At 39.5% G+C, this 25631-nt stretch carries 26 protein-coding genes; 7 read left to right on the top strand and 19 right to left on the bottom strand.

Annotated features, from left to right (window positions below; translation table 11 throughout):
- The first annotated feature begins 85 nt into the window (after positions 1-85).
- Positions 86-910 carry an EcsC family protein gene (locus tag DMZ48_RS14560; protein ID WP_143955891.1) on the top strand — a complete coding sequence of 275 codons (825 nt, stop codon included), beginning with the start codon at positions 86-88 and terminating at the stop codon, positions 908-910.
- Positions 911-1172: 262 nt separating this feature from the next.
- Here DMZ48_RS14560 and DMZ48_RS14555 read toward each other — a convergent pair whose 3' ends face one another.
- The 9 genes from DMZ48_RS14555 to DMZ48_RS14515 form a co-directional block, all read right to left on the bottom strand.
- Positions 1173-1862 carry a lycopene cyclase domain-containing protein gene (locus DMZ48_RS14555; protein ID WP_143955890.1) on the bottom strand — a complete coding sequence of 230 codons (690 nt, stop codon included), beginning with the start codon at positions 1860-1862 and terminating at the stop codon, positions 1173-1175.
- Complete coding sequence (locus DMZ48_RS14550; protein ID WP_143955889.1) at positions 1859-2323, bottom strand: sterol desaturase family protein; 465 nt, start codon at positions 2321-2323, stop codon at positions 1859-1861. Before DMZ48_RS14550 ends, DMZ48_RS14555 begins: the two co-directional genes overlap by 4 nt.
- A gap of 1 nt (position 2324) precedes the next feature.
- The gene (locus DMZ48_RS14545) at positions 2325-2786 is read right to left on the bottom strand and encodes a hypothetical protein (RefSeq protein ID WP_143955888.1); all 462 of its coding nucleotides are present in this window, start codon (positions 2784-2786) and stop codon (positions 2325-2327) included.
- The gene (locus tag DMZ48_RS14540; protein ID WP_143955887.1) at positions 2783-3619 is read right to left on the bottom strand and encodes a phytoene/squalene synthase family protein; all 837 of its coding nucleotides are present in this window, start codon (positions 3617-3619) and stop codon (positions 2783-2785) included. Before DMZ48_RS14540 ends, DMZ48_RS14545 begins: the two co-directional genes overlap by 4 nt.
- Positions 3616-5091, bottom strand: coding sequence for a phytoene desaturase family protein (locus tag DMZ48_RS14535; protein WP_143955886.1), 1476 nt, complete (start codon positions 5089-5091; stop codon positions 3616-3618). The genes DMZ48_RS14540 and DMZ48_RS14535 overlap by 4 nt, the downstream gene beginning before the upstream one ends.
- A gap of 122 nt (positions 5092-5213) precedes the next feature.
- Positions 5214-5951, bottom strand: a complete 738-nt coding sequence (locus DMZ48_RS14530; RefSeq protein WP_143955885.1) for a DUF3667 domain-containing protein — start codon at positions 5949-5951, stop codon at positions 5214-5216.
- Positions 5952-6014: 63 nt separating this feature from the next.
- On the bottom strand, positions 6015-6953 hold the full coding sequence (locus DMZ48_RS14525) for a DUF6807 family protein (RefSeq protein WP_143955884.1): 939 nt from the start codon (positions 6951-6953) through the stop codon (positions 6015-6017).
- A gap of 37 nt (positions 6954-6990) precedes the next feature.
- Entirely contained in the window at positions 6991-8187 is a 1197-nt protein-coding gene (locus tag DMZ48_RS14520) for a DegT/DnrJ/EryC1/StrS family aminotransferase (protein ID WP_143955883.1), read from the bottom strand.
- Positions 8188-8222: 35 nt separating this feature from the next.
- The gene (locus DMZ48_RS14515; protein ID WP_143955882.1) at positions 8223-8852 is read right to left on the bottom strand and encodes an NAD(P)H-dependent oxidoreductase; all 630 of its coding nucleotides are present in this window, start codon (positions 8850-8852) and stop codon (positions 8223-8225) included.
- 191 nt (positions 8853-9043) lie between these two features.
- On the opposite strand from DMZ48_RS14515, the gene DMZ48_RS14510 reads away from it, so the two are divergent.
- From DMZ48_RS14510 to DMZ48_RS14495, 4 genes are all read left to right on the top strand, one after another.
- Positions 9044-9403 (top strand): hypothetical protein, encoded by a 360-nt coding sequence (locus DMZ48_RS14510; RefSeq protein ID WP_143955881.1) that lies wholly within the window; start codon positions 9044-9046, stop codon positions 9401-9403.
- Between the two features lie 102 nt (positions 9404-9505).
- On the top strand, positions 9506-10000 hold the full coding sequence (locus DMZ48_RS14505) for a hypothetical protein (RefSeq protein ID WP_143955880.1): 495 nt from the start codon (positions 9506-9508) through the stop codon (positions 9998-10000).
- 108 nt (positions 10001-10108) lie between these two features.
- Positions 10109-10933 (top strand): sulfurtransferase, encoded by an 825-nt coding sequence (locus DMZ48_RS14500; protein WP_242009220.1) that lies wholly within the window; start codon positions 10109-10111, stop codon positions 10931-10933.
- Between the two features lie 177 nt (positions 10934-11110).
- The gene (locus DMZ48_RS14495; protein ID WP_143955878.1) at positions 11111-12037 is read left to right on the top strand and encodes a glycosyltransferase family 2 protein; all 927 of its coding nucleotides are present in this window, start codon (positions 11111-11113) and stop codon (positions 12035-12037) included.
- Between the two features lie 1123 nt (positions 12038-13160).
- On the opposite strand, the gene DMZ48_RS14490 is transcribed toward DMZ48_RS14495, so the two are convergent.
- The 4 genes from DMZ48_RS14490 to DMZ48_RS14475 all read right to left on the bottom strand — a co-directional run bounded on the left by DMZ48_RS14490 (position 13161) and on the right by DMZ48_RS14475 (position 17050).
- Positions 13161-13832 (bottom strand): response regulator, encoded by a 672-nt coding sequence (locus tag DMZ48_RS14490; RefSeq protein WP_162558733.1) that lies wholly within the window; start codon positions 13830-13832, stop codon positions 13161-13163.
- On the bottom strand, positions 13822-15846 hold the full coding sequence (locus tag DMZ48_RS14485) for a tetratricopeptide repeat-containing sensor histidine kinase (protein ID WP_143955876.1): 2025 nt from the start codon (positions 15844-15846) through the stop codon (positions 13822-13824). Before DMZ48_RS14485 ends, DMZ48_RS14490 begins: the two co-directional genes overlap by 11 nt.
- A gap of 103 nt (positions 15847-15949) precedes the next feature.
- The gene (locus DMZ48_RS14480) at positions 15950-16129 is read right to left on the bottom strand and encodes a hypothetical protein (protein WP_143955875.1); all 180 of its coding nucleotides are present in this window, start codon (positions 16127-16129) and stop codon (positions 15950-15952) included.
- Positions 16130-16312: 183 nt separating this feature from the next.
- Positions 16313-17050 carry a LytR/AlgR family response regulator transcription factor gene (locus tag DMZ48_RS14475; RefSeq protein WP_162558732.1) on the bottom strand — a complete coding sequence of 246 codons (738 nt, stop codon included), beginning with the start codon at positions 17048-17050 and terminating at the stop codon, positions 16313-16315.
- 320 nt (positions 17051-17370) lie between these two features.
- On the opposite strand from DMZ48_RS14475, the gene DMZ48_RS14470 reads away from it, so the two are divergent.
- Complete coding sequence (locus DMZ48_RS14470) at positions 17371-19788, top strand: glycoside hydrolase family 2 TIM barrel-domain containing protein (RefSeq protein ID WP_242009219.1); 2418 nt, start codon at positions 17371-17373, stop codon at positions 19786-19788.
- 342 nt (positions 19789-20130) lie between these two features.
- On the opposite strand, the gene mscL is transcribed toward DMZ48_RS14470, so the two are convergent.
- Positions 20131-20562, bottom strand: coding sequence for a large-conductance mechanosensitive channel protein MscL (gene mscL / locus DMZ48_RS14465; RefSeq protein ID WP_143955873.1), 432 nt, complete (start codon positions 20560-20562; stop codon positions 20131-20133).
- 152 nt (positions 20563-20714) lie between these two features.
- A complete protein-coding gene (locus tag DMZ48_RS14460) occupies positions 20715-21623 on the bottom strand; it encodes an NAD(P)/FAD-dependent oxidoreductase (RefSeq protein WP_143955872.1) in 909 nt (302 codons plus the stop codon).
- A gap of 99 nt (positions 21624-21722) precedes the next feature.
- On the opposite strand from DMZ48_RS14460, the gene DMZ48_RS14455 reads away from it, so the two are divergent.
- Entirely contained in the window at positions 21723-22109 is a 387-nt protein-coding gene (locus DMZ48_RS14455) for a Fur family transcriptional regulator (protein ID WP_143955871.1), read from the top strand.
- A gap of 28 nt (positions 22110-22137) precedes the next feature.
- On the opposite strand, the gene DMZ48_RS14450 is transcribed toward DMZ48_RS14455, so the two are convergent.
- The 4 genes from DMZ48_RS14450 to DMZ48_RS14435 all read right to left on the bottom strand — a co-directional run bounded on the left by DMZ48_RS14450 (position 22138) and on the right by DMZ48_RS14435 (position 25331).
- Positions 22138-22866: a transglutaminase-like domain-containing protein gene (locus DMZ48_RS14450; protein WP_143955870.1), complete on the bottom strand. Its 729-nt coding sequence runs from the start codon at positions 22864-22866 to the stop codon at positions 22138-22140.
- Positions 22867-22911: 45 nt separating this feature from the next.
- Positions 22912-23655 carry an AraC family transcriptional regulator gene (locus tag DMZ48_RS14445; RefSeq protein ID WP_143955869.1) on the bottom strand — a complete coding sequence of 248 codons (744 nt, stop codon included), beginning with the start codon at positions 23653-23655 and terminating at the stop codon, positions 22912-22914.
- A 118-nt stretch (positions 23656-23773) separates the two neighbouring features.
- Complete coding sequence (locus DMZ48_RS14440) at positions 23774-24985, bottom strand: DUF6596 domain-containing protein (protein WP_143955868.1); 1212 nt, start codon at positions 24983-24985, stop codon at positions 23774-23776.
- Positions 24978-25331 (bottom strand): YciI family protein, encoded by a 354-nt coding sequence (locus tag DMZ48_RS14435; RefSeq protein WP_143955867.1) that lies wholly within the window; start codon positions 25329-25331, stop codon positions 24978-24980. The genes DMZ48_RS14440 and DMZ48_RS14435 overlap by 8 nt, the downstream gene beginning before the upstream one ends.
- Positions 25332-25631: the final 300 nt, after the last annotated feature.

Below are 25631 nucleotides of genomic sequence, written 5' to 3'. Positions count from 1 at the left end.
AAAATTTTAACTGAATATCATCCGGGCATTTCTTAATTTACAGGAGTAAAAGAATCGCTAAACCGATTCTATATAAAAAGTAAATATGTTAGAAAGACCCGTAGTTAATACCGGATTGAAGACTGAAGATACGATTGCGCTGGCGCGAGCAAAACATCAAATGGAAAATATCAGTGGCGTCATGAGAACGCTCAATAAAATCGGCAGTACGATCGAATTCGGATTGAGTAAACTTCCGGAATCCAAACAGGCATGGTTGAATGCCCAGGTTCATAAGGCGCTGATGTTCGTTCTCAAGAGTAATTTGAAGACCATGAAAAAAGGACAGGAGTTCCGGAAACCATCCGATAATACCTATAGAGCTTTGGTCACGACGAGTGGTGTGCTTGGCGGTGTATTCGGTCCTGCGGCGTTTGCTGCAGACCTCACGATCGCAACTAAGTTTATGATGCGCAGTATCATCGATATAGCCCGAAGTGAAGGGGAGGATATCTATGATCCGGAAACCCAATTATCCTGTCTGGAGGTCTTCGCCTTAGGAGGTAGATCTCCTGATGATGACGGACTTGAGACGGGGTATTATGCCACGCGTCTTGCTCTGAATGCTGGAATAAGGCAGGCAGCCGATTTTGTAGCAAAAAACGGAATCAGCGAAATAGGTAAATTATTGATCTCATCTACCAATCCACTGGTAAAAGTGGTGGCTATTATCGCCTCGCGGTTTTCTGTTCAGGTCTCCGAGAAATTCATGGCTCAGGCGGTACCGGTTGCCGGAGCGGTGGGTGGCGGTACGGTGAATTTCGTTTTTATTCAACATTTTCAGAAAATGGCACGGGCTCACTTTGTGATCAGAAGACTTGAACGCAGTTATGGGTTTGAAACCGTGAAAAAAGCTTATGAGTTGGTGTAATAAGCGAACACTGATCTTGCTTGATTGAAAATAAGTAAGATTAGATGCTTAAATCTAATCGTCAGCCGGCGCACTGAGAAGTGACGATCCCGCCTTTAGCCTTCGGCGAAGGGGGAGTGTCTCCCGATAGCAATCGGGACTCCTGCCTTCGGCTGTGTCGAGTGTCGTCGCTATTTAAAGCCTTTAGCTCTAAATGCTAGAGTGACCTGTGGTGAAAGTGATCTTCGCTGGCTCAGGGTTTTTTGGGTCTTCGCTGGCTCAATTATTTATTAGCGGCTCTGATTCCGAAAAAATTAAAGAGGTAGATATTCATAAAGATGAGAAGTAATCCATAGATAGTGTCTTCGACAGGAATAGTTCCGATTCTTAGACCCAGATTTTCAGCATCGTTATACCAAACGATCGGACGTTCGATAAAACTTCCGGTCAGTAGTCCGTTGCTCATAAAGAAGAATGGAAGAATCAGGAAATAACTCGTATAATAATGCTGTAAATCGATCTTTTTCAGATCGAGAAACAATAGGAAGGCAAAGGTGCCCAGGAAAGTGGTAGCTGTATACCACTTATCGAAATAGAAGAGTCCAAGAAGTAAAAACACCATATAAAGAGCCCGGTTAAACCATATTACGGTTTTTGAAGGTCTTTTGAGTGGAAACAGATATTGCATTGCAAAATAGGTAAAAACACAGGCATAAGGGATGCAAATGAAAAATAGAATCTCTTCCAGTGGGAGGTCTGCGATGTTCAGTTTGATGAGATATTCCGGGTTGAATCCCCATACTTCCCAATACGTAAAGAAATAATCCCAGATCAGAAATATAAGGGCAACCAGGAAGTTCGCTTTAAAGAAACTTTTCCATTCCTTATAAAATGCATGTTTCGGGTAAAAACTACAAAGGAAAGGAACGATTATGCAAGCCAGATCAACCAGCAGGTAATAGTATTGTTTCATGTAGTTTGAAGGTATTGTCGGTAATATTTAAAAGGTACCAGCAACATTCCGAAACATTCTCCATCTTCTTTTCCAAGATGCTTATGATGCATTTTGTGGGCTTTTCTCAAGGCTTTCAGATAAGGGTTTTTGGTATGCCTGAACCATTTGAACCTTTGATGGATCAGAACGTCATGTACCAGGAAATAGGTGACCCCATAGAACAGGATTCCTAGGCCGATAAAGAACATAAAGTTCAGCTCGGGACGGATTCCAAAATAGAACAACAGGATACTGGGTATCGCAAAGATCACAAAAAAGGCATCATTCTTTTCAAAGGTATGCTGGTATCTTGGTTGATGATGATCTTCATGTAATATCCACAGAAACCCATGCATAACATATTTATGGGTAAGCCATGTAACCACTTCCATAAGGCAGAAGGTTACTAGTGTGATCAGTATAAATAACAAAGCTGTCATGCTAATGCTTTTGATTTATTTTTAAAATATTTTCCTTCATAAACGCTTGATAAGCTGCTGGAATATCACTTTTATCAAGGTTTTTCAGTATAAACTCTTTGTCTGTTTTCATCTCTTTATGATAACCCAGAATTTCTGGGACGTGACTTTGTATCATATATCTGGCATAGCGCGCTTCTACATCATCCGGATGGGTTTCGATATAGTCTTCGAGTTCAGATTTACCTTCTTTGAAAAATTTAAGTTTAGTAAACGGCCAGCTAACATATTCGGCCTGCCTCATTACCGCTGAGGCGATATAAATGGTATAACGGTCACAAAATTCTGAACGATATAATTTAATAAATTTTTCAGTATCCTCTAAACTGTTGATCTTGTGAAAATCATCACGAACCAAAGGCATATTCGGGCAGGTTAGCTGGGTCGAGACCTGAAGGGCGATACTACAAATATAGGCGATCATATTATATTGAACTTAAGTCTGATATAAGCTTTTGTCAATATATACAATTTGATCGGATTAGAAATACGTATTCGGTTTTCAAGAATTACTTCCGGCTGACTCGCTTTTATCTTCTTCAGGAGGTTGTAATAATATTTATAAGCAACGAAAACTCCGAGCCTGCTTTCCATGGGTAATTGGATGAGTCCCTTATAGGCGATTTCGAAATCCTTTTCAATATCCTCAATAATACATTTTTTAACGGCATCGGTAAGTTGATTGCCTGCCAGTTCCGGGAAATAAGAACGTCCGAGTTCATTGAGATCATCTTTTAGGTCTCTTATGAAATTGACCTTTTGAAACGCAGATCCAAGCCGGATCGCCGCCGGTTTCAAATGTTCGAACTTCTCAATATCATTGTTTACGAATACTTTTAAACACATCAATCCGACCACTTCGGCAGATCCGTAGATATATTCTTTGAGTTCTTTGACCGATTTATAGATGGATTTGTCAAGATCAGCACGCATACTTTTCATGAAGGCCTCCACATATTCATAGATCTCATACTCATGTACCACCTTTTGAAAGGAATTTAAAATTGGATTCATACTAAAGCGTCGTTCCAGCGCCTGATGGTATTGTTCCTCAAATTCGTTTAACAACGCTTCCTGATTTTGGTCATGAAAGGTGTCGACAATTTCGTCCGCAAAACGTACAAATCCGTATATCGCATAGATTTCCGGTCGGATGGTAGGGGAGAATAGCCTGATCCCTAACGAAAAGGAGGTGCTGTAAGCATGAGTTACCAGCTTACTGCATTTGAAACTTGTCTGATCGAATAACGCTTTCATAGTTTGTGGTATTTTCGGATGAGTTGACTGACGATTTTTCCGGATATAAGAGCGGGGGGAACTCCGGGCCCGGGTAAGGTAAGCTGACCGCAGAAATATAAATTATCCACTTTTTTACTCTTTAATCTGGGTCTGAGAATATGGGTTTGCATCAGGGTATTTGCTAATCCATAGGCATTGCCTTTATAGGCATTATAATCTTTGGTGAAATCATTCACACAAAAAGATTCTTTAAAAAGGATATGTTTGCTTACCTGAATTCCTGTGATCTTTTCAAGTCTTTCCATCACAATCCTGAAATATTTTTCCCGAAGCTTCTCTGTATCTTCAATGCCCGGAGCAATTGGGATGAGGAATATCCCTGATTCTTTTCCTTCCGGTACAACTGATCGGTCTGTCTTACCCGGAAAACTGGCATAGAATAATGGATCTTCCGCCCATTGTTTCGTATCATAGATCGCCCTGGCATGGAGGTCAAAGTCTGAATCGAAGAACAAGGTATGATGTGTTACTTCAGCAACAGGTTTATCAAAACCGACATAGAATAACAGGGCAGAAGGTGCGAATGTTCTGCTATCCCAGTATAATTCGGAATACTGGCGATATTGAGAAGGTAATAGGGTCTCGGTAAAGTGATAATCGGCACCGCTCAGTATCAGGTCAGCAGTGAAACGTCCACCTGAAGTCTTAACTGCAGTTATTTTATTGCCGGAAAATTCAAACCCCTGAACATCGCAATGCGTATAAAAGAAAACACCTAAACTTTCAGCGAGTTCCTGTATGCCTTTTACCACTTCATACATACCGCCAAGAGGATGCCATGTGCCGAGTTTAAGATCGGCATAATTCATAAAATTGTAGAAAGCAGGAGTGTTTTCAGGTTTTGCTCCTAAAAACAAGACGGGGAATTCCAGTATTTTTCGTAATCTGGAGTCGGTTACATATCCTGATACTTGTTTTTTAATACTGGTAATAAAGCCTGATAACCTGCTGATCGTTTTTGGAGTAACCAGTTCCAATAAATTTTCACCTGGTTTGTAAACGAGATCCCTGATCGCTATATCATAGTTCTCTTTGGCCTTGTTGATGAAATTATTCAGTTTTTTACTACTGCCTTTCTCCGTAGCCTCAAAGGTTTCACAAATCTTTTCAAATTCATCTGCGATGTCCAGATAGTCATCCTTTCCAAAGAATACGCGATAGGCAGGATTAAGCTTTTCAAGATGGTAATAGTCAGAAGGTCGTTTATCGAAATCAGCGAAAAAACTTTCAAATACATCCGGCATCCAGTAGAAGGTAGGACCCATATCGAAAGTGAATCCGTCTTTATGCAATTGACGGGCTCTTCCCCCGGTAGTGCCCTGTTTTTCTAGCACGGTAACTTTATACCCCGCTTTTGCGAGGTAACAGGCGGCTGAGAGGGATGAAAATCCTGATCCAATGATGATTACGGATGTGTCTGCTTTTGACATAAACTAATATCCAACAATTTAAGGAATCTAAATTACTAAAATGTTTAACAAATAAATAAAAAAGTTAAACAAAATTTACATCAATTTTCAACTTTAACCTTTGCATGGCATCTGATACTTATTTATAGTGTTGGCTTTAAATATGTTAGGATCAAATAGACCAATGCTATTAACAGGAGTAATATCATGTATCGCAAAATTTGCATCAATAGGATTAGTAAGATCGTTTTGGTAATTCTAATGGTATTGAAGAATTGAGTGAAACACCATCCCAGTATGAAGAGGTCAAGGGTTGGGACGATATAAGTTACAAAGAAATTCGGTTTACCATGATACCCAAAAAGAAATAGAATCGGCAGTATAAAAATGTGAATACAAAGTTGTAAGGAAGCGCTATATGCGTTTAATACAAAATGCTCAGCCATATTATAACCTTGTTTTTTAAATAACACAAAGGAGCAAAAGGTAGAGATGGGAAGTAGTATTAAATTGGTAAGGGCATAATGATTTTCCATCCATGTCATGATACTCTGACCTGTTTCGTCAATAACTTCAAGTCCCAGATCAGTTTCAATGTAATGTTTCATTATCCCATAAATTGTAGCTATCAATAATAAGGTGGATATCGGTTTGAAATACCGAACCCGTTTGCCTTTGATAAAATTACGGATACAATCACCCGGTCGTAGTATCAGTTCCTTCAGGGTATACAATAGTCCATGGTCGAACTGTAGGAGACCGTTTCGAATATCCTCAAGGAGATACTTAAAATTCAATCTATTTGTTGACGCTGCCTGTCCGCAATGATGGCAATACGCGCCATTCAATAGTGTACCACAATTTTTACAGGTTCGGTTCATGCACAGGATTTCTTACCAAAAGATAAGAACTAATTCCATAAATGGATGAAAATGCACTGAAATTTAGTCAAGTAGACCTGAAGCAATGATTTTAGAAAGTTCTGTGTTTTGATAAATAATGACCTTATTCTTTAAAACGAGCGGAATGGTCTTGCTTATTAGAATGGGGTCTCGTCCCGGAAAGGCTGCATTTTGCATGCTGTTTTTGTCCCTCAGGATCCAGCCCAGAAATCCGGGTATACTTTCAGGACAGGCTTTAATGATCAGACCCGAATCCTGGCTGTTATTTTTCAAAGGCCCGATTGCAATCCAGTCACCTGCCTCAACCGGTAGATTCTCAGGGATTACCTTTCCTGATATTCCAGTAAAGACTGGGTTTTCCGGGAGGTTCATTCTAACAGAAAAACCACCATAGCCTTTGGCATCTTCAGACCCTCCAAGACTGATTCCTTCAATCAGGGCGAGTATTTGAATATCAAAAGCTACCGAGAAGATTCCTGCTTCGATTCGTTTGAAGGTAATGCTTAAGTCTTCCCTGATCACAGGCATATTATTTTTAGAATCGATGGTCCAGATCACCCTGGCCTTTAACGTAGCTGTGGAATCGGAAATAGTTGTCTCAATAACGTTAACCTCCCAGGTGATCCCTTCACAAAACCAAGGGTCTGCCAGTCTTTCATCGTTCAGATAAAGTTGGTGCCAAGTCCAGAAGATTCCGCGATGATGTGGGTGGTCTTCCGGAAAATCCTCAGTGACTGCAAGGCCATTTTCATCGAATAAAGGATGTATATAATTCGTTCTTGGATATTTTCCGGAATCGGAAGTAGTTTTTATATGATAGGTAAAACGCGGATTACTATTTTCCAATAAGACTAACGTACTGTCGGTTTGTTGAAATTCCAGACGTTGAGCATAAGCCTGAAATGAAGTAAAAAGAAATCCCATAATCCACAATAATATTGTGGAATACGGGATCTTAGTATTTGAAATTGTTCGGGTCATTATTTTTACGGACCCTTAAAGTACTAATTTTCGCAGATTATGCCATTACTCCTTGTACGACAGCTCTTATTTTTTCTGCTCGGGATTGTAATTCCTCCTCAGACCAACCTATTTTGATCAATAAAGAGAGTGTTCTGCCCATCCAGTGGTCTGAGGCCGAGAAATCAGCCTGGTGATAATCAGGTAACTTTTCGATTACTTCCTGGGGCAGTTTCCCAAGGGAGGTTTTGTTTTTCAAATGTTCCCATTTCTTGATATAATGCCAGTTGTTATCCAACCAGTGCATGCAACCATCTACTCCCGATTCATCAAGCGCTTTCTGTACGGCTTTAGCCGTTTCGAAATCTTCCAGGAAAAAACTGAGGAAGGAGTAATTCTCTTCTCCACCTTCCGGAACACGTCTGAAGGTAACTCCCGGTATGTCGGTGATCGCTTCTCTGATCTTGGTGTAATTTCGTTTTTGTATCGCCAGGAATTCATCCAGTCTGGCCAATTGAGCAAGGCCGACCGCTGCATTCAGTTCTGAGATCCTGAAATTATAACCCAAAAAAGGATGCGTTTCTGCTCCCCGGTCCTTTCCAATATGATCATGACCATGATCTGAATAGTGGTCGGCATTCTTTTTATATTCCGGATTATTGGTGATGATCGCACCCCCCTCTCCGCAAGTGATGGTTTTTACATAATCAAAGGAAAAACATCCCAGATCGCCGATACTTCCCAGAGGTTTCCCCTTATAACTTCCGCCAATCGCCTGACATGCATCTTCTAATAAAAGCAGTCCGTGTTTGTCACAGATCATACGCAATGCATTCAGGTCTGCCATTGAACCACACATATGAACCGGCATGATCACTTTGGTATTGGGGGTAATGGCTTTTTCTACGGCATCCGGATCAAGTGTAAGGGTATCATCGATATCGACCAGTACAGGGATGGCTCCGAGAGCAAGGATGGATTCAAAACTAGCGACAAAAGTGAAACACGGCATGATCACTTCATCACCTGCACCAACCCCAGCACTTGCCAGAGCAATGGTAAGTGCAGCGGTGCCACTGCTTACCAGCTGTGCGTGTTCTGTCTGCATTCGATCTGCCAGGGCAGCTTCCATTTCGCGGGCTTTCCACCGGTCTTTTCGCATGGCATCAAAGCCGTAGCGCATTAAGACTCCGGTATCAAGTACTTCATTTACTTCTTTTCTTTCCAGATCTCCGAATAATTCAAATCCAGGCATAATTTATTTTAAGTTTTATAAAGTGTTGTTTAGATCTATAGTTCGATTATACACTCATCCAGTGTTTTTCGAACTTTTTTAAACGCTGCAAAAAAATCATCATCAGCTCGGTGACCAACAGGCATCACCAATACAGGACGCAATCCCTTTGTACTGAGATTCAGAACTTGATCATAGCCATCGGCTGAGAAGCCTTCCATCGGACAGGCATCGATTCCTTCTACGGCGCATACGGTGAGCAGGTTACCCATACAAAGATAGGCCTGATTAGCTGCCCATGATTTGATCTCCTCATCAGATTTTTTCTCAAAATCTTTGACGAGAGCATTCTTGAAGGGGTCAAGGATCTTTTCAGGGGTATCGCGTATTTCTCTGACACGATTGAAATAGTTCACGATATAATCTTTATCGATCACGGTCTCGATACAGAACACCAACAAGTGTGAAGCATCGGAAACCTGAGCCTGATTCCAGGAATGAGAACGCAACTTCGTGCGTACCTCGCGATCCTTGATCACTAATAGCTTTATTGGTTGCAGGCCATAAGAGGTCGCTGTAAGATTGAAGGCCTTTTTCAGAATATCGATCTTCTCAGGGCTCAATTCTTTATCGGGATCGAATTTTTTAGTGGCGTATCGCCATTCCAGCGCATCAATAACATTCATTGTTCTTAGTTTATCGCAAAAATAAAGTTTTCAGAACCAATAACCCTCGGAGCAGTGATTTTTTAGAGACAAAGTGATCCTGGTTTCAGGATGGCATGTTTTTCTCTTTCGGGAAGCGATAATATGGTTTCTATGTTAAGGAATCTCCAAATAGCAGTGGTTTAAATCCACTTTTCATATATCTTTGTCACGTGAATAAGCCCTTAGGTATATTATGGAATGTTTTAGTCTGTGCAATATTATGGATTGCTGCAGGCAACAATCATGATCTTAGGGTAACGATTCCCTTATCCGTTGATCATTCCGATCATGGTGTTATATCGAAGTTTCAGAAAAATGAACCCCTGGCTCTTTTCGAAAGTTCGGTCGATATTCTGAGTATGTCTTCAGATCAAACCGATCAGACAACCATGGATACCTATGTTCCCTGTAATCAGGTTCGGGAACTATCGTTACGATCTTCGGATATCCGCTATTTTAATTTTGCAAGGAGTTTGATGATCCGTTTTCAAAGTACGGATATCATCTTTCCGTTTCATAACTTCTTTTGAAACCTTTCCATTTTTAATCGATCACTCTTTTTAGAGTTATAGCCTTCTTCGATCTTGTTTAAATAAGGATAGGAAGGAATTATTAATATATAATACACAGAAATGGACTTAGGAACTATGTTTATTGGGGCTGTTGTGGCAGTCCTTTGTTTTGGGCCCTTTATTTTGGTAAGTCTGAACACCCAGAAAAAGAAAAAAAATACAGCGCGTGCATTGGAGGCAGTTGCAGCAAAGTATAATGGAAATATCGATGAGAAGGAAGTTAACGGGCATTATGCATTAGGTATTGACAAACAGAATAACAAGGTGTTTTTTTATAATGCGGTTAAGGATACGGTCACAGAGCAATTTGTGGATCTGACAAATGTATCCCTGTGCAAAGTGAATAGTATCAGCCGGACCTTTAAGGAGCGTGGAAAGATACAATCACTGGTTGACCGAATTGAAATTTTATTCCTTCCTGAAGGAAAGGAACAGCGGGAAACAACCTTTGAATTGTTCAATGCTGATATTAGCTTGCAGGGAAATGGAGAAATACCCTTTGCCGAGGTCTGGACCCGGAAAATCAATGAACAAATTCGAAATATCAAGAAGTAATGAAAAACCCTGCAGAAAGCTGCAGGGTTTTTTATAAATTGGGATTGAGTTCGAATGGAAACGGTTTTGTCCGGATTACGTCAATATTAATCATGTAATATAAGCATAGTGGAACCTATTGTAAGCGTTGCTTGGCTTTCTGCACATATAGATGATGATGATCTTATTCTGTTGGATGTTAGTTCTGAAATGACCGCTGTTGGAGAACGTTCAGCGTTTGATGGGGTCAGCATTCGAGGTGCACGAAAAATTGATTTGCAAAAGGATTTTTCAGATTTGAACAGTGCATTTCCTAATACTTTTCCCGCTTTGGAATTTTTTGAGCAAACTTGTTGCAGACTTGGAATTCGAAATAATTCAAGAATCGTCATCTTTGACAACCTGGGGATATATACAAGCCCAAGGTTATGGTGGCTGTTCAAAGCCATGGGACATGAGGAGGTTACGGTACTAGACGGTGGATTGCCTGAATGGATCAGGAATGGTTTTGGAACTTTCGAAGTATCATCGGGTTCAACCTATGAACCTGGGGCATATTCAGCATCGATACAACCCGGTTATCTGGTGCTTTATGAGGAAGTCATTGAAAATTTACAATCCGGGAAATTTGTTATTGCGGATGCACGATCTGCTGCACGATTTTCAGGCTCAGGTCCGGAACCCAGAAAGGATCTGCAAAGTGGAATGATTCCGGGATCTCTGAATATACCGTTTAAAGAGGTGCTTTCCGATGGAGTGTTCAAATCGAAAGCGGAATTGGTCGAGATTTTCACTGTTATTTTAAACACACACAAAACTCCGGTATTCAGTTGCGGCTCCGGAGTGACGGCCTGTATTCTTATGATGGCCTGGGAAATCGCATTTGGACCGGCCAGACGCATCTATGACGGTTCGTGGACAGAATGGGCTACCTTGAACGATCTTACTTTTTAGATCCAAGTTTAAGAACATGGTGTTTTTAAAATAGTGTTGTTCAGTATGTTAAAACGGATCGTAAGGTTTCGGATTATTTTATCGTATTTTACAGAAGAAATAGGGCGTTAATTTTAAATTTGTGCGACTTGTTCATTATTAGAAAATACGCATTAAGAAAAGTTCCGAACTGATCAGATGAAATACGATATTGCCGTTATTATAATCAATTTTAATACTTCCGGATATACGATCGATTGTATAAAAAGTATTTTAGACAAAACATCTCCCGGATTATCGATGCAAATCATAATCGTTGATAATGCTTCCCAAAAGTCTGATTATTTAAGGATTAAAGAGTTTTTAAGCACAATTGATAACGAGCATATCACCCTTTTTCGTAGTCGTATAAATACTGGGTTTGGTGGTGGTAATATGACGGGTGTGCAATTCTCAAATGCACGATATTATGCTTTTGTGAACAATGATACCTTATTTGAAGAAGATTGTCTGGAACATTGCTTTAATTTTATGGAGCTTCAAGAAGATGCAGGAGTCTGTGGTCCTAAGATAATTATTGAACACAAGTATCAGTCAAAAAGTTTCGACCACTTCCTTTCATTGGGAAAGATAATCTTAGGGAGTGGAGGCATGGAATTTTTAATGCCGGGAAGAAAACCCCGAAGAATGAAAGATTACGCAGCACCTTTGAAAGTTGATTATGTCAATGGCAGTTTTATGTTTTTCAGAGCTAATGATTTTGATAATACCGGAGGTTTTGATACCAATCTTTTTCTTTTCTTTGAGGAGAGTGATATTTGTACCCGATTAAAAAGAAAAGGCAGAAACACGTATTACCTTCCGAATGTGAGCTATCATCATTTTGAAGGAAAGAGTCAGCAGAATAACATTCGTAAGAAGATCGAATTAAAGACAGCAATGTTGTATGTCTTACGGAAGCACGATGGATATATCGCCTATCAGATCGCGCGTATCTATATGCTATTGCGGTATGGATTAACAATCCTGATAAAGCCTAAATACTTTCCTTTATTTCTTGCTTTATTAAAAGGGATGCCAATTTCTGATTCCATGAAATTTAAACAGGTGATTTTACAGGATTGACGCCAGAATTGGATTTAAATACTGTTGAGCCGAATCGTTTATACTTTTCTATATATACGATACCGATATATCTTACAAAAGTATTGGTGTTGGTTCTATTAAAAATTTATTGGTATTCCATATAAATTTAATATTTCGACACTATTCTGAATACATACGTTATGACCCATTGTTGGTGAGAGGCTTAGTGGAAATATTTAGGCCAGAATAGCCATAAAATAAGGGGTGTATGGATTTGCCTTATCAATAGTAAGTGAAATAAATACCTGATAAAAATAAAGTATCATAAATTCGAATCGGTTAGTAAGCCAGGCGATTTCTAGCGGACTCAGGTTCGGTTGTGGTTTTTGAAATAGGAAATTGCATTGGTCTTAAAACCGCCAAATGATTCAAAAAGTAATGATGAAAAACTTATTGTCCCTTTTTCTTCGAATTAACCTCGGATTTAGCGTCTCGCCTTGCATTGACTTTTACAAAACATTATAGGTTCTGGGGGGAATTCTAACATGAAAATGTAAATGTTAGGTGATTGTAAAATCACTATGCTAAAAAGCAAGGTTGTTAGTTAGGTTTGTTTATGTAAAGCTAGTTCTGGACTTCCGGAACTAGCTTTTTTCTTTAGCCTTACTGAATGGGTCGATAATTTTCTTCTTAAGCGGATTGCTTCCTTAAATAAATCAGGTTTTTATATCGCATGAAATGATTTAAGTAGATAGCAAAGAGAGCTGTAGACAATAATTACCAGAATCAACAGTAACCGTCGTTTGAGGGGGTAGATTTTATCCATAGGGATGCAGTAAATTTAATAGTTAGGGGCGAACCAGGAAGATTTGATTTTTTAAATCTTTGACCATAATCGGAAAAAACCGGATTGTTTCTCAAAGATTTTTGAGGCTATCTTACCTTAATTCCGAGGGAAAATTAGAGATAAGGAATCTAATAATTGATGGATAATCATTACTAATGGTAAGGAAAAAACCTTACTAAATAGAATTTAAAATTAAAGAATTGGAATTCAGGTAATTAGTGTGAAGATGACACGTATAAAAAAATCGAAGAATATAAATTTACTCTATAACGCTAAAGAAATTCGGATATTGTACCGTCGCACATAAAAAATGTGCTATAGAAACCCTTTTTCTTTTGCGATGGAAATCAATTCTTTATCAGAAGACGATTTGGTGCCGAAAAGTTCCTTTAATCTACGACGTCTTTTTTCCACTCCTGCGATGGAAAGGGGGAGTAGTTCGGGGAGTTCTTTGAGTTTAGCTCCCTGTGATAGTTCATAAAGCAATTTTCGATCGATATGATCTACCATAAAATCGATGGTATTCTGTTTACGAAGTAATTGCAATACGGAGGCGTTATAGAATGGGGGTGAATCCAATACTGTTTTAAAACCGTTGATGAGTTCCTCCGGGGTGATCTCACTTTTGATCATAAAGCCATCCGGGTCTAGATTCTTTAGGATGCTATGAATTCTAAAATTATCATTAAAAGAGGTACTGATGATGATTTTAACTTCAGGAAAGAGTCTCTTAAGATACATTCCGATATCTTCTCCGGATAAATATTTTCCGTCGGCAGAAGGAGGAACCTGAATATCGAGGATTGCCATATCGATCTCCTCCTTATCACGAAAAGACGAAATTCCGGTAATAGCTGCATCACAGTTATTATATATATTCACAGAAAATTCCTTTTCAGAATCTTCACTCTGGATAATTCTTAAAGCATTTTTATATGCGTCTACGATCAATGGATGATCTTCTACAATTACTACATTAATTTTCATCTTCATCATTTAGCGGTAACGTAATTTCAATTTTAGTACCCTCATTGACTTTGGACGCGATCTCGATATGTCCGTTACAGTTAGCGACTCTGTCTCTTAAATTTTTGATTCCGATACCCTTACTTTTCTTTGAGATCACAAATCCTCTTCCGTTATCTTCGATAGAAGCCTCGAGTTGATCACCATTCTGAGACAGACTGATAACGACAACCTTTGCTTCCGCATGTTTACTGATATTCTGAAGTGATTCCTGCAGAATTCTATATAAATTTACCTTTATTTTTTCACTTACACGATTCCATTCGATATCTTCTTTTAAGTCGGCTTCTATTTTGAAAGCTCCGTTTAATCGGTAGGTTTCAAAAAGGTGCTGTAATACCAGCGTAAAGTTTCGGTTACCCAGAAAGGTGTTCATATTTAATTCATGGGAGATATTTCGAATCTCGGTTTCCACTTCCTGAATTTCTGTGATGTATTCCTTTGACTTTTCCTGAAGATCAGTTTTGTTTTCGTAGGCGGCAAATCCAAGTCGCATTCGCAATCCGAATAATTTTCCTAAGATACCATCATGTAACTCCCGTGAAATTCGGTTTCTTTCCTCGATCTTACCTTCTTCATGTTCTGACTGCTGTTTAAGTAAAAGTTCATAGATCTTTTCGTTGGCCAGCTTTTGCTCATTCACCAATTGTAGTTCCTTGTTCTTCGATTTTTGTAGTCGCAGAAAATGAATCAGCATCAGGATGGCAACGAGTAAAAAGCTTAGGATAATGATCCAGTTCTTTTCCCTGTAAAGTTTGACGTTCTGTTCTTTGAATTCATCGGTTTCAAATCTGATTCGGGCGAATTTATTCCGTTCATTTCTTTCGAGCTTGTAGAGACTATCGCTCAGTGAGATATATTCTCTTGAATAGTCACGTGCTTTCGATGGGTTTAGGTCAGCTAAAAGGTTCAATGCATTTAGTTTATCACGGTTATAGCCAGTCAAAACAGCTGTTTCATAGGCATCCTGTGCATATTTCAATGCTTTATCCGTATTGTCGTTAGCGTTATAGAATTCGGCAAGCCGTATTTTACTGATGGTAACTCCGGCCTGATTTCCTGTACTGTCCCGAAGTTGAAGTGATTTGAGCAGATGTACTTCTGAGCCCGGATCATTGTCGTTTAAAAAACTATAGTAAGCATGGTTATCAAGAAGGCGTGCATAGAGCTCCAGGTTATTGGATTTAAGATCTTTGAAATCGAGTCCTTTCTGAAAATATTCGAGTCCCTTATCATACATTCCCTGTCTCGCATATAACAACCCAATATTGTTAAGGAGTCCGGGCATTCTTTCATTCTGATCGTCTCTTTTTTGCAGATGGGTCATCGCCTGATCAAAAGATTCTGCAGCGTTGTCATATTCTTCCAGGTCGATAAATATAAGTCCGAGATGATTATAGCATCGGTACAGGCTCAGGTCATTTCCGGTCTTTCCATAGGCGGTGATCGCCTGATAGGTTTCTTTTTCACTTTCCGGATAATCTTTGATCCTACCCAGAATAACAGCCATGTTGTAATGCATTTTTCCGGAAAAGCTACTATGATCTATGGCGTCGAAATATTTTTCGGCTTCATGATAATGAAAATAAGCACTATCCAGATTATCATTATCCCCGTAATAATTCCCGAAGTTCCAGTGAGAATCACCCATGGCAAAGGTGTCTTTGATAGATTTAGCGAAGCTTAAAGCTTCGCTATTAGTTGTAAGAAATATCTTAAGGTGATTAGTCATGTAAGCCGAATAGGCTATATCCAGTAATTTTCTACAGTATACCGAGTCGTTGTTTATTTTTTTATTTAAGGTATAAGCCTGATTTAAGTGTTCGGAAACATCGACGGTTTTATCAACCCGATCCTCTGCGAGTTTCAAAAGCGAGTCGATCCCGTCAGGGATATCGCTGGACTTCTGGACCTGTTTGTTACAAGAAATAATGCTCAGCGTCAGCGTAATAGAAAAAAGTATTCTTGCAAACATTTAATCAGCTATAATATCAATTAATCGGGTAGCTTCAAATGTAAAAAAAAAGCCCTAAACTTTATGTTTAAGGCTGTCTTTTATAGTGCTGATCTGGTTCAGATCATTCATCTTTTTCTTTTTCCAGTTCCTCATGACCCTCATCTCCCGTTGCATATACATTATCAGGAGTAGTGATCTCTGTGGTCAGATTTTGCGGATCCTCCGCCAGGTCTTCTTTCGTACAATAAGTGAATAAATTTGCCATGATTATACCGGCCAAAATTAACTTTAGCTTTTTCATAAGTTCGCTGTTTAATGGGTTTATATATTATTGTCAAACAGGCGTACTCGAATACTTTTAACTTACGTAAGAATCGTTTGATCAGGGCTAAATTAGTTAAATCGATTTAACGCAAATAGGGAAATAGGTCACTTTTAGTGAAACCCCCGATTCTGTAAGTAAAACCCTTAGTTTTGAGAGGATTCAGCAAACTGAGGGTAGCGCATTCTGAAAAAGCTTTGCATTCAGATTTTTGATACTCTTTAAATAGGTGTTGGAAAAAGGTAGTGCCGTGCTGATACAATTGAAGTAGCAGGTGAGTTTTCCAAAACTTATTTTGCTGACAAAAAGAGAATTTATGATATAGCTTTTATGTGATCGAATAAAATGGGTAGGGAGGAGGTCCTCGAAGGTTTTTAATGTTTTAAAAGCCGTAATGACCCTTCCATCATTGAGGTGAAAATCCGTGGTATTATTGTCTGCCTTCAGATATATAATCTCGCTGGTGTTCAGGTAATGGTAGTCCTTATAAGATTTGAGGCAAATACAATTTTGACGAAATAATTGTGAGTCGGCTTCTTTTCTGTGTTTGAATTTTAGCAGTGCTTTAAGGATATCCAGTTCTTTAGCTGGCTTCAGTAAATAATACAGAAAGTCATTGTTTAAGGCCTGAATCGCTTTTTCATTAGAATCTGATAGAGCGATCAGTTTGACATCATTCGCCCCAAACTGGTTAAGGTCACCCAATAAGGTGTCAATGGTAAAATCAGGGCCGTCTATATTATAGAAGACAAGATCGGGTTTCTGCTTAAGGATTGTACAAACCGCAGCGTCATAGTTTGTATAATTTCCTAAATAATTATAGTCGAGAATCCCAGCTGCATTATGAGCGATCAGCTCAGCAGTGGGCTGGTGTTGTTCTACAGTTAAATAACTTCCCATAATGACATTCATAAGGTTGTAATATTACGATAACCGAAGCTATACCTGAATTTTTTTCACCTACTATAAGTATGGATTTTCAGGTTTTTGGTGGTTAAATGAACATTTAAGATACCCTAATTTTGAGCAACGGGTTGGAGAAAGACTCAAACAGTTTGTAAAATCCAACCCATTTAACCCTTTAAAAATTATAAGTGTATTTTTTACATTTTTAATTTTATGAGTGATATATTTGGATATAAATTAACTTCTTCACTGTCTTTCAGGGAATAAATTTGAAACTTGCAAGGAAGGTGGAATACTACATCAAACTTAAAATAATGAAACTACATCAAGTGAAACGTGTTGGTCTTCTAATCGCCATTTTATGTACGGGAATGATCAATGCTCAATCACCGGAGATCACAGAACAGAGAAAACAATTATTCGACCATGACTGGAAATTTTCACCAGGGGATCATCCGGATGCCAGAAATTATGATTTTGAAGATGAACAATGGCAGGATATCATACTTCCACATGACTGGAGTGTGCAATTCCCGATCGAAGCCTCAAATCCTTCAGCAGGAGCCGGGGGGTATTTTAAGAATGGTATGGGTTGGTATCGTAAAGAATTTAATGTTTCTGAAAATCTGAAAGGTAAAAAGGTCTCCATTCAATTTGGAGGCGTATATATGAATGCCGAGGTTTTTATCAATGGAAGGTCCCTGGGGATTCATCCATACGGATATACACCCTTCTCTTATGATCTTACGCCTTATTTGAAATATGGAGAACAGAATGTGCTTTCGGTAAAGGTAGATAACAGTGAGGAAATTAATTCCCGTTGGTTCAGCGGATCCGGAATCTATCGTCATGTCTGGATCACGGTATCAAATCCTTTACATTTTATTCATGAAGGCATTTTTATCACGACTCCGGAAGTCTCTAAAGCCGCTGCAGTGGTTCAGATGAGAAGCAAAATCATTAACGAATCTATTAATACTGAAAATTTCACATTAAACTATACGATCTCTAAGGGAGGTAATCTGATTTCATCCGGAGACAAGAAGGTTATGCTCGAAAAGGGTGAAGACGAAACCCTGACCTTTAAAGCCGACGTAACAGATCCGGAACTCTGGTCTCCGGAATCACCTCAATTATATCTGGCAACTATTTCTCTTAAAAAGGACGGTTCAATACTTGATGAAGCCAAAGTGACCTTTGGGATTCGTTCGATCGAATACAGTGCTTCGAAAGGATTCCTGCTAAATGATACCGCAGTTCTGATCAATGGAGGGAATGTACATCATGATAATGGTGCCCTTGGTGCTGCAGCGTTTGACTGGGCAGAAGTAAGAAAGGTAAAAATTCTTAAAGAAGCCGGATTTAATGCGGTGAGGACTTCACATAATCCTCCCTCCGAGGCATTTTTGGCAGCCTGTGACAGTATTGGGTTACTCGTCATCGATGAGTCCTTTGATGGCTGGCGTACGCAAAAGAATCCTTATGATTATTCCCTGTATTTTGACCATTGGTATAAAAGAGATATACAGTCAATGGTAACCAGAGACAGAAATCATCCTTCCATTGTTTTCTGGAGTATTGGTAATGAGATCATAGAACGTAAAGACCCGGAAGCGGTGGTGACTGCGCGGCTTTTAAAAGAAGCGATACTGGAACTGGACACCACACGTCCTGTGACCTCGGCTATGACTACCTGGGACAATGACTGGGAGATCTTTGATCCGTTGTTCGCCGTTCATGATGTGGGAGGTTATAATTATCAGCTACATCATGCCGAGGCCGATCATCAACGGGTTCCTGAGCGGGTAATCATGCAAACCGAATCTTATCCAAAGGATGCATTTTTTTGTTGGGATATGACTCAAAAACATTCTTATATCATCGGAGATTTTGTATGGACTGCCATGGATTATCTGGGAGAATCCGGAATCGGTCGTTATTATTATCCGGGAGAGCCCGATGGAGAACACTGGGAGACAGATCTTTTCCCATGGCATGGAGCCTATTGTGGAGACATCGATCTTCTCGGGTGGCGGAAACCGATCTCACATTATCGAAGTATGCTATGGAATAATGATGAGAAGCTTTATATGGCGGTTAAGGAGCCTAATCCGGAAGCCGGACCGATCAAACAAACCATGTGGGCGGTTTGGCCGACCTGGGAACGATGGAATTGGAATGGGTATGAAGGGAAACCGCTGAACGTGGAGGTTTATACCAAATATCCTCAGGTTAAATTATACCTGAACAATAAATTGATCGGTGAGAAATCAGTATCGATAGCAACAGAATTCAAAGCTGAATTTGAAGTGATCTATACGACTGGCAGACTCGTTGCGAAGGCATATCAGGAGGGTAAAGAAATGGAATCTTTTACCTTGGAAACAGCGAAAAAAGTAAAGAAGATTCAATTGAATGCCGACCGTAAATCATTCGCTGCAAATGGACAGGACCTCGTTTTTGTAAGTGTAGCTATGATTGACAGTAAAGGACGAATCAATCCGGAACAGGAATATGAGATCAACTTCACGATAGATGGACCGGGGGAGATTATTGCCGTTGATAATGGGAATTTGAGGGATACGGATCCGTATGCGGCTCATTCCCGAAAAACCTGGAATGGGAAGGCGATGGTAATAGTTCGATCCGGAACGGAGGCCGGAGCGATCAGGTTACAAGCGAGAACAGAAGGTTTAAAATCACAGGAAGTCATCATAAATGCATTGAAATGACCCTACAAAGTAACGAAATAAGATATTGGTGTCCGGTTAAAATCTTCTGGACTGCTGGTGCACAGCAGAATGTCGATACCGCATACCGCAGGCAGGCTCCTGCCGTTGGCGGCGTCATGTGTCGGGGCCTTTAGCCTTAATTGCCAGAGTGACCTGTGGTGATAGTGTTCTTCGCTGGCTCAGGTTTTGAGAGTGTTCTTTAGGTGTGAAAACTTAGGGGCGGCTTTTATTCTTGTTTCTTACTAAAGTTATATGTTTAGGGATTTTCCACGGACAGAAATAAAAAAAGCCAACTACGTATCGTAATGTAGTTGGCTTTTAGTATTGAAATATTTTAGGATATCAGGCCTTGCTTTTGAGCAGATCTCTGATCTCAGTAAGCAATTTTTCTTCGTTCGAGGGAGCCGGAGGAGGAGTAGCTGCGTCTTCTTTTTTCTGAGTTCTTTCATACATTTTAAGAACCAGGAAGATACAGAATCCGATGATGATAAAGTCCAGCGTGATCTGTATGAAATTGCCATAGTTAATGGTTACTGCCTCGGCAGCGGGAACAGTTACACCGTCTACGATACTTTCAGGAACGGCGTCTTTCAGGACAAGTTTGAGGTCTTTGAAATCAACACCGTTAAGAAGCATACCTATGGGCGGCATCAGGATATCGTTTGTAAATGATTTTACGATGTTTCCAAATGCCCCACCGATAATTACAGCGGTTGCCAGATTTACGATGTCGCCTTTCATCAGGAAGGCCTTAAAGTCTTTGAGAAATCCCATAGGCTAAAAATTTAATGGTTAGTATGTTAAAGCATGAATTTGAAATCTAAAATAGAAAATTTTCTTATGAAATTCCATCCAAAAGATTTTTAATGAGGAAACCTATAGAATTTTAATGCAACTAAAAATTATTTATGATAAAGTACGGGAAATCAGAAAGATTCATCTGAAAGTAATTTATTGACGATCGCTCCTGTGAAATTTCCGGAATATACAGCATTGGCAACAGATCGCATGGGGGAAGTATTATCGCCACAGGCGAAGATTCCATCTGTATTAGTTCGATGAAATTCATCGATATCAAGGTGTCCTGATTCAGTGAGTGCACAACCCAGGTTCTCCGGTATTTTTGAGCTTTGTATAAATGGAATCGCTGCATAGAGCGCATCCAGGGGTATCCTGTGGTCATCAATAAAGACGATCTCCGAGAGCTGTCCGTTGACATGAACGACTGCCTTTATTTCTTTCTGAAGGATCTTTATACCATTTCGCGTTAGTTTTTCCGCCTGAACCGTATCAATAGATGCGCCTTCTGGAATGATCAGGGTCAGATCGGAAGTTAGGTTGTTCACCAGTGTAGCCAGATGAAAAGCCTTTGCTACATCGGCAAAGATCCCGGTACGCTGACCCTTGAATTCATAACCATGACAGTAGGGGCAATGGATCACGGAAATACCCCAACAATCTGCAAATCCGGGAATATCGGGTAGCTGATCTTTGATTCCGGTAGCAAAGATGAGTTTGGCAGAATAGTATTCCTTACCGGATCGGGTGGCTATCAAAAAACTACCATTCGTCTTTGTTCCTGAAATGGCCGTATCGCTTACAAAGGTAATGGTGGGATATCGAAGGACTTGTTCTTTTGCTTGTGCTGCGATTTTTGCCGGAGGTATACCATCCTGGGTAATGAAGTTATGGGAGTAGGGAGTCTGCCGGTTACATGGCAGGTTATTATCGAGTATTAAAACCTTTCTCATCGATCGTCCCAGCGACATGGCTGCAGAAAGTCCGGCATAACTGCCGCCGATGATGATTACTTCAAATTGCTGATTTTCAGTCATACATTAAATTTAAAAAATTATAAACGCAACTATGTCGCATTAAAACATATTACAAACATATTCATATTTTTTGTATTATTGCAACATAGTCGCATTAAAATGAAAAGAAGGAAAACACAATCAAAATCGGAGATCCTTGCTGCTTTAAAAACGTCAGGAGGGGCATTGAGCCACGATATGTTACAGTCAACACTCGGTACCACTATCGATCGTGCCACGATTTACAGAGTACTGAACCGATTTTGTGAAGACGGAATGGTTCACAGAATCATCGGAGATGATGGTAAGCAGTATTTTGCCATTTGTGAGAACTGTGGTGAAAAAAAAGAAATGCACACCCATAACCATGTGCACTTCCGCTGTATGAAATGCGGAAAGGTGGAGTGCTTGAAAAGTACTCCTGAAATAGACCTGCCGAAAGGTTATCAGGCTAAAATGTTTAATATGGTTATTTCCGGAGTTTGTGGGGATTGTACCCTTATTTAAATTGTATTAAATGCTATTGATTAATTCGCTATTTCTCTCGGATCGCATTCACATTTCTATTCATGAGGTGTCGGACATAGTTTTTAAAAAGCCATCGCTTAAACAAACTGATATTTTGCTGGTGTAATGTATAGAACTCATCCGGAGTATCAAAGAGTCCGAAATCCTCATCGATACCCTTCTTTTGAATATAGGTATTATTTCTGTTCCATTCAATCTCAGGATCCCGTAAATTATCCGTGAAGGCTCCATATCCGCAAAATTCAGTTTTACATTCCGGGAATTTATTTTGTAATGCTTTCAGATAAGGTTTGTCGAGGATCAATCCTTCCAATTCAAACCATTCCTTATCCAGATACACCTCTACCCAGCTGTGTAGTATGTGATCTGGAGAAAGGAGGTACCACAAGCCGGTTATGGCTCCTTTCTGTAGAGCTTTCTTTATGGTGAATCCGTGAATTCTATTGGGTATTCCTAATGCCCGAAGCAGTGCCATAAACAACGTGGCTTTGGTATTGCATTGACCATAGCCATCCTGGAGAATTTCTGAGGCAGATAGACGATCATCCTCATTATAACCAAATTTAATATCATCTCTGACGAACTCGTAGATGCCTTTAATTTTTTGTTCTGGCATCAGGCTATCCCAGCCTTGTTCTTTGATGAGTAATTGTATACTAGGATGAGTATAGTTCAGAATCCTGGTTTCTTTGAGATATTCCTCTGTTTTTGGGGGAAGGATTTCAGCTACTTTCATATTTTGTTCGGGTTATGAAGCACAAAATTCCCGATAATGAAATTATTAAACTTGAATAAACCGGCTGATCTTATATATTTCTTTCGGACTAAAGCCAAAGTTTTCCCTGAAGGTTCTGCTAAAATGTGCACTATCAGAGAAACCCGTTAGATGAGCAATCTCTGTTAAGGTATATTTACCGGTCAGAGGAATCCCTTTAAGTATCCTGAGCCAAAGTTGTGCTCTGCGATAGGTGATTCCAGTTTCATCCTTGAATAGATGAAGAAATCTTCCGACCGATAAATTACAATGGGCTGCGATCTCTGCTACGGGCACTACTCGTTCATAATTTTGCTCAAGAAAGCGAAATGCCTTATCGACACGGTTATCACCCTGATTTAACTGCTCATCACAATAGCTTTGACAGGAGCTTAACGTGTCAAGTATCCTCTCAGTCTTTGTAAGGTCTGTCATAGAAACATCGTTAACGATCTCGGCAAGTTGTATGACCTGAGCCTCCTTCAATGGTTGAATAGGCTCGGTTGTCTGTCCATTCCAATAATGACCAATGGAAGATATCGGGTTGACCAAAAGAAGGAAATGTTCTTTTACGGAAAGAATTTGATGGGGAACATTTGATTTGATCAAAATCGGAACATTGGTCGATATTTGACCCTCTTTTGTATTTAAGATGAGATCACTTTTTATGGGAATGCTCAATTGAATCGCATAATGGCGATGCATGGTATTGGAATCGAACTTTCCGATAAACCAACTGAAATCCTTATGAAAATTAAGTTGATTGGTCATATTTTGGGAAACATTCAGGCTATTGACCCAAGTGGATCGGTGCTAATTTCGAAATTAAATTACAAAACTGAAACAGATAAGGATACTCAGTATGTATTTCATTACCGCCGGTTCCTGTTCAGGCATCGATAAAATTATGGTTAATAAGGAAATTCTTTCTCAGGGAATGGGACAGGTTATTGATGAGGGAATTCATGATCTGTTCGGATTCAGGCTTATCGAATTCTTTAAGAAGTTCCGCTTTTACCAGCCTTAAATATAAATGTTCATCCGGCAACTTCTTGGAAATCTCTGCCAGTAATTCCAAAGCCTCCTCATTTCGATCTGCCTGCTTTAATGCGTAACACAGATTGAGTTTTATAATCGGGGAGTCATCCATAACCATTAAAAGAGAATAGAGCTTTATGATCGAATTCCAATGAGCAGTATCATAGGTTTCCGTAGACATATGACTACTGATAATAAGCGCCTCTATATAATATTTGTCTTGTTTCTCAGGCTGTTTCAGATAGTGGATTCCTAAATGAATGAGTCGGGTATCCCATTTAGTCCGATCCTGTTTAAAGAACGTAATAAGACTGCCATTTTCGGTCTTGGCCGGAATTCTGGAGAGGTGAAAGCATAATAAGGCCAAAAGGTTGCTGGTAGAATCAATGCCGAATTCCTGAGATAACAAACGTGCAAGTGAAAGCGATTCCAGACAGAGATCTTCATTGACAAAGGAATCTATTTTTTCATTGAAGGAATCAAAGCCGATATTGAATACGGCATATAGCATCTCTTCAACGGTCGTTATTGCCTGTCGCTTAAAGGATAAGTTATGTTCTTCAATCTGGAGATGTGTGAATTCCTGCCGTAAACTTTCCCCGGATCTCTTAATACTCTTATAGATGGCGTCCTGTTTTAGCAATGTACTTTCACTGATCTCACGTATACTTAACCCGAAGATATTCTTGAGGCTATACAATACTTTGGATTGTGTTGAAATCATTTTGGAGGATGCTAAAAGTAAAAGAGTGTGAAGACGTAGATCTGTTTTTGCAGAATTCTGTTGATCACTACGGGTTATTGTTTCAGGCAGGTCACAGGAATTTTGCCTTCTAAATTGATTTATCAGATCGTTTTTTGCAACGATATAAAGCCAGTTCTCCGGATTATCAGGCATATTTTCAGGTTTCCAGCTTTTTAACGACTTCAAAAATGCATTTTGGATCGCATCTTCAATGGCCGGTTCAGCAGACATTCCAAATTGACCGATAAGTGCGGAGAACAGCCTACCATAATATGATCGATAACTGGTTTCGATATTATTATGTGGAGTTTTACTCATATTCTTCCATCTCCATAATTTGACGGATTTCTGTGGTGCCACCCCATAAGTGGCACGGACAGGTCATGGCGATCTCGGTGGCAGCTTCTAAATCCGAAGCCTGTATAAGATAATACCCTCCAATCATTTCTTTTGATTCCACATAAGGTCCATCTTTTACAATGCTTTCCTTGCCGGAGATCAGTCTACCTTTTTCATGTAATCCATCACCGGATATCAGATTTCCTGACTCAGCCAATTGGTTGGCCCAATTCATATGAGCATGGAACAGTGCTTCCATTTCCTTTGGAGACAAGTCATTGATCTGCTCGAGGTCTTCATGTAAGAGTAATAGAAATTTTTTCATCGTAAAAGTTTTTAGTTTACCCTAAAGACAATTAAGGTAATCTATTTTGGACATTTGCCTATAAATTTTTATCCCTGAACTTTAGAGAGTTCCCGGGTAGTAGGTGTATATATACAGTTTTATCCTCTTGATGAAATTATACATAAAACACGAAAATTAAACCAATTCTCCATGTTTTTTGGTTCGTTGTCGACGGAAAATAACGCACATCGAAAATTTTGTGGTAAATGATTCAAAATGAGTTTATAAAATGAGGATTCTTTAATTTAGTCCGTGAGTATGACACTTTTGATGCGTATT

The sequence above is a fragment of the Robertkochia solimangrovi genome (genome assembly GCF_007279655.1).
Taxonomy (GTDB): domain Bacteria; phylum Bacteroidota; class Bacteroidia; order Flavobacteriales; family Flavobacteriaceae; genus Robertkochia; species Robertkochia solimangrovi.
The sequence above is the reverse complement of the archived record's forward strand: the minus strand, read 5'-3'. Positions and strand labels throughout refer to the sequence as shown.

Coding starts and splice junctions, on each gene's coding strand:
- DMZ48_RS14460 (WP_143955872.1), bottom strand. CDS start 21,623: ATGACTGAAAATCAGCAATTTGAAGTAATCATCATCGGCGGCAGTTAT.
- DMZ48_RS14515 (WP_143955882.1), bottom strand. CDS start 8,852: ATGAATGTTATTGATGCGCTGGAATGGCGATACGCCACTAAAAAATTC.
- DMZ48_RS14440 (WP_143955868.1), bottom strand. CDS start 24,985: ATGAGTAAAACTCCACATAATAATATCGAAACCAGTTATCGATCATAT.
- DMZ48_RS14525 (WP_143955884.1), bottom strand. CDS start 6,953: ATGACCCGAACAATTTCAAATACTAAGATCCCGTATTCCACAATATTA.
- DMZ48_RS14520 (WP_143955883.1), bottom strand. CDS start 8,187: ATGCCTGGATTTGAATTATTCGGAGATCTGGAAAGAAAAGAAGTAAAT.
- DMZ48_RS14475 (WP_162558732.1), bottom strand. CDS start 17,050: ATGGGAAGTTATTTAACTGTAGAACAACACCAGCCCACTGCTGAGCTG.
- DMZ48_RS14535 (WP_143955886.1), bottom strand. CDS start 5,091: ATGTCAAAAGCAGACACATCCGTAATCATCATTGGATCAGGATTTTCA.
- DMZ48_RS14435 (WP_143955867.1), bottom strand. CDS start 25,331: ATGAAAAAATTTCTATTACTCTTACATGAAGACCTCGAGCAGATCAAT.
- DMZ48_RS14545 (WP_143955888.1), bottom strand. CDS start 2,786: ATGATCGCCTATATTTGTAGTATCGCCCTTCAGGTCTCGACCCAGCTA.
- DMZ48_RS14495 (WP_143955878.1), top strand. CDS start 11,111: ATGAAATACGATATTGCCGTTATTATAATCAATTTTAATACTTCCGGA.
- DMZ48_RS14555 (WP_143955890.1), bottom strand. CDS start 1,862: ATGAAACAATACTATTACCTGCTGGTTGATCTGGCTTGCATAATCGTT.
- DMZ48_RS14445 (WP_143955869.1), bottom strand. CDS start 23,655: ATGACCAATCAACTTAATTTTCATAAGGATTTCAGTTGGTTTATCGGA.
- DMZ48_RS14505 (WP_143955880.1), top strand. CDS start 9,506: ATGGACTTAGGAACTATGTTTATTGGGGCTGTTGTGGCAGTCCTTTGT.
- DMZ48_RS14455 (WP_143955871.1), top strand. CDS start 21,723: ATGAAAAGAAGGAAAACACAATCAAAATCGGAGATCCTTGCTGCTTTA.
- DMZ48_RS14485 (WP_143955876.1), bottom strand. CDS start 15,846: ATGTTTGCAAGAATACTTTTTTCTATTACGCTGACGCTGAGCATTATT.
- DMZ48_RS14470 (WP_242009219.1), top strand. CDS start 17,371: ATGAAACTACATCAAGTGAAACGTGTTGGTCTTCTAATCGCCATTTTA.
- mscL (WP_143955873.1), bottom strand. CDS start 20,562: ATGGGATTTCTCAAAGACTTTAAGGCCTTCCTGATGAAAGGCGACATC.
- DMZ48_RS14540 (WP_143955887.1), bottom strand. CDS start 3,619: ATGAAAGCGTTATTCGATCAGACAAGTTTCAAATGCAGTAAGCTGGTA.
- DMZ48_RS14450 (WP_143955870.1), bottom strand. CDS start 22,866: ATGAAAGTAGCTGAAATCCTTCCCCCAAAAACAGAGGAATATCTCAAA.
- DMZ48_RS14550 (WP_143955889.1), bottom strand. CDS start 2,323: ATGACAGCTTTGTTATTTATACTGATCACACTAGTAACCTTCTGCCTT.
- DMZ48_RS14480 (WP_143955875.1), bottom strand. CDS start 16,129: ATGAAAAAGCTAAAGTTAATTTTGGCCGGTATAATCATGGCAAATTTA.
- DMZ48_RS14490 (WP_162558733.1), bottom strand. CDS start 13,832: ATGAAAATTAATGTAGTAATTGTAGAAGATCATCCATTGATCGTAGAC.
- DMZ48_RS14530 (WP_143955885.1), bottom strand. CDS start 5,951: ATGAACCGAACCTGTAAAAATTGTGGTACACTATTGAATGGCGCGTAT.
- DMZ48_RS14560 (WP_143955891.1), top strand. CDS start 86: ATGTTAGAAAGACCCGTAGTTAATACCGGATTGAAGACTGAAGATACG.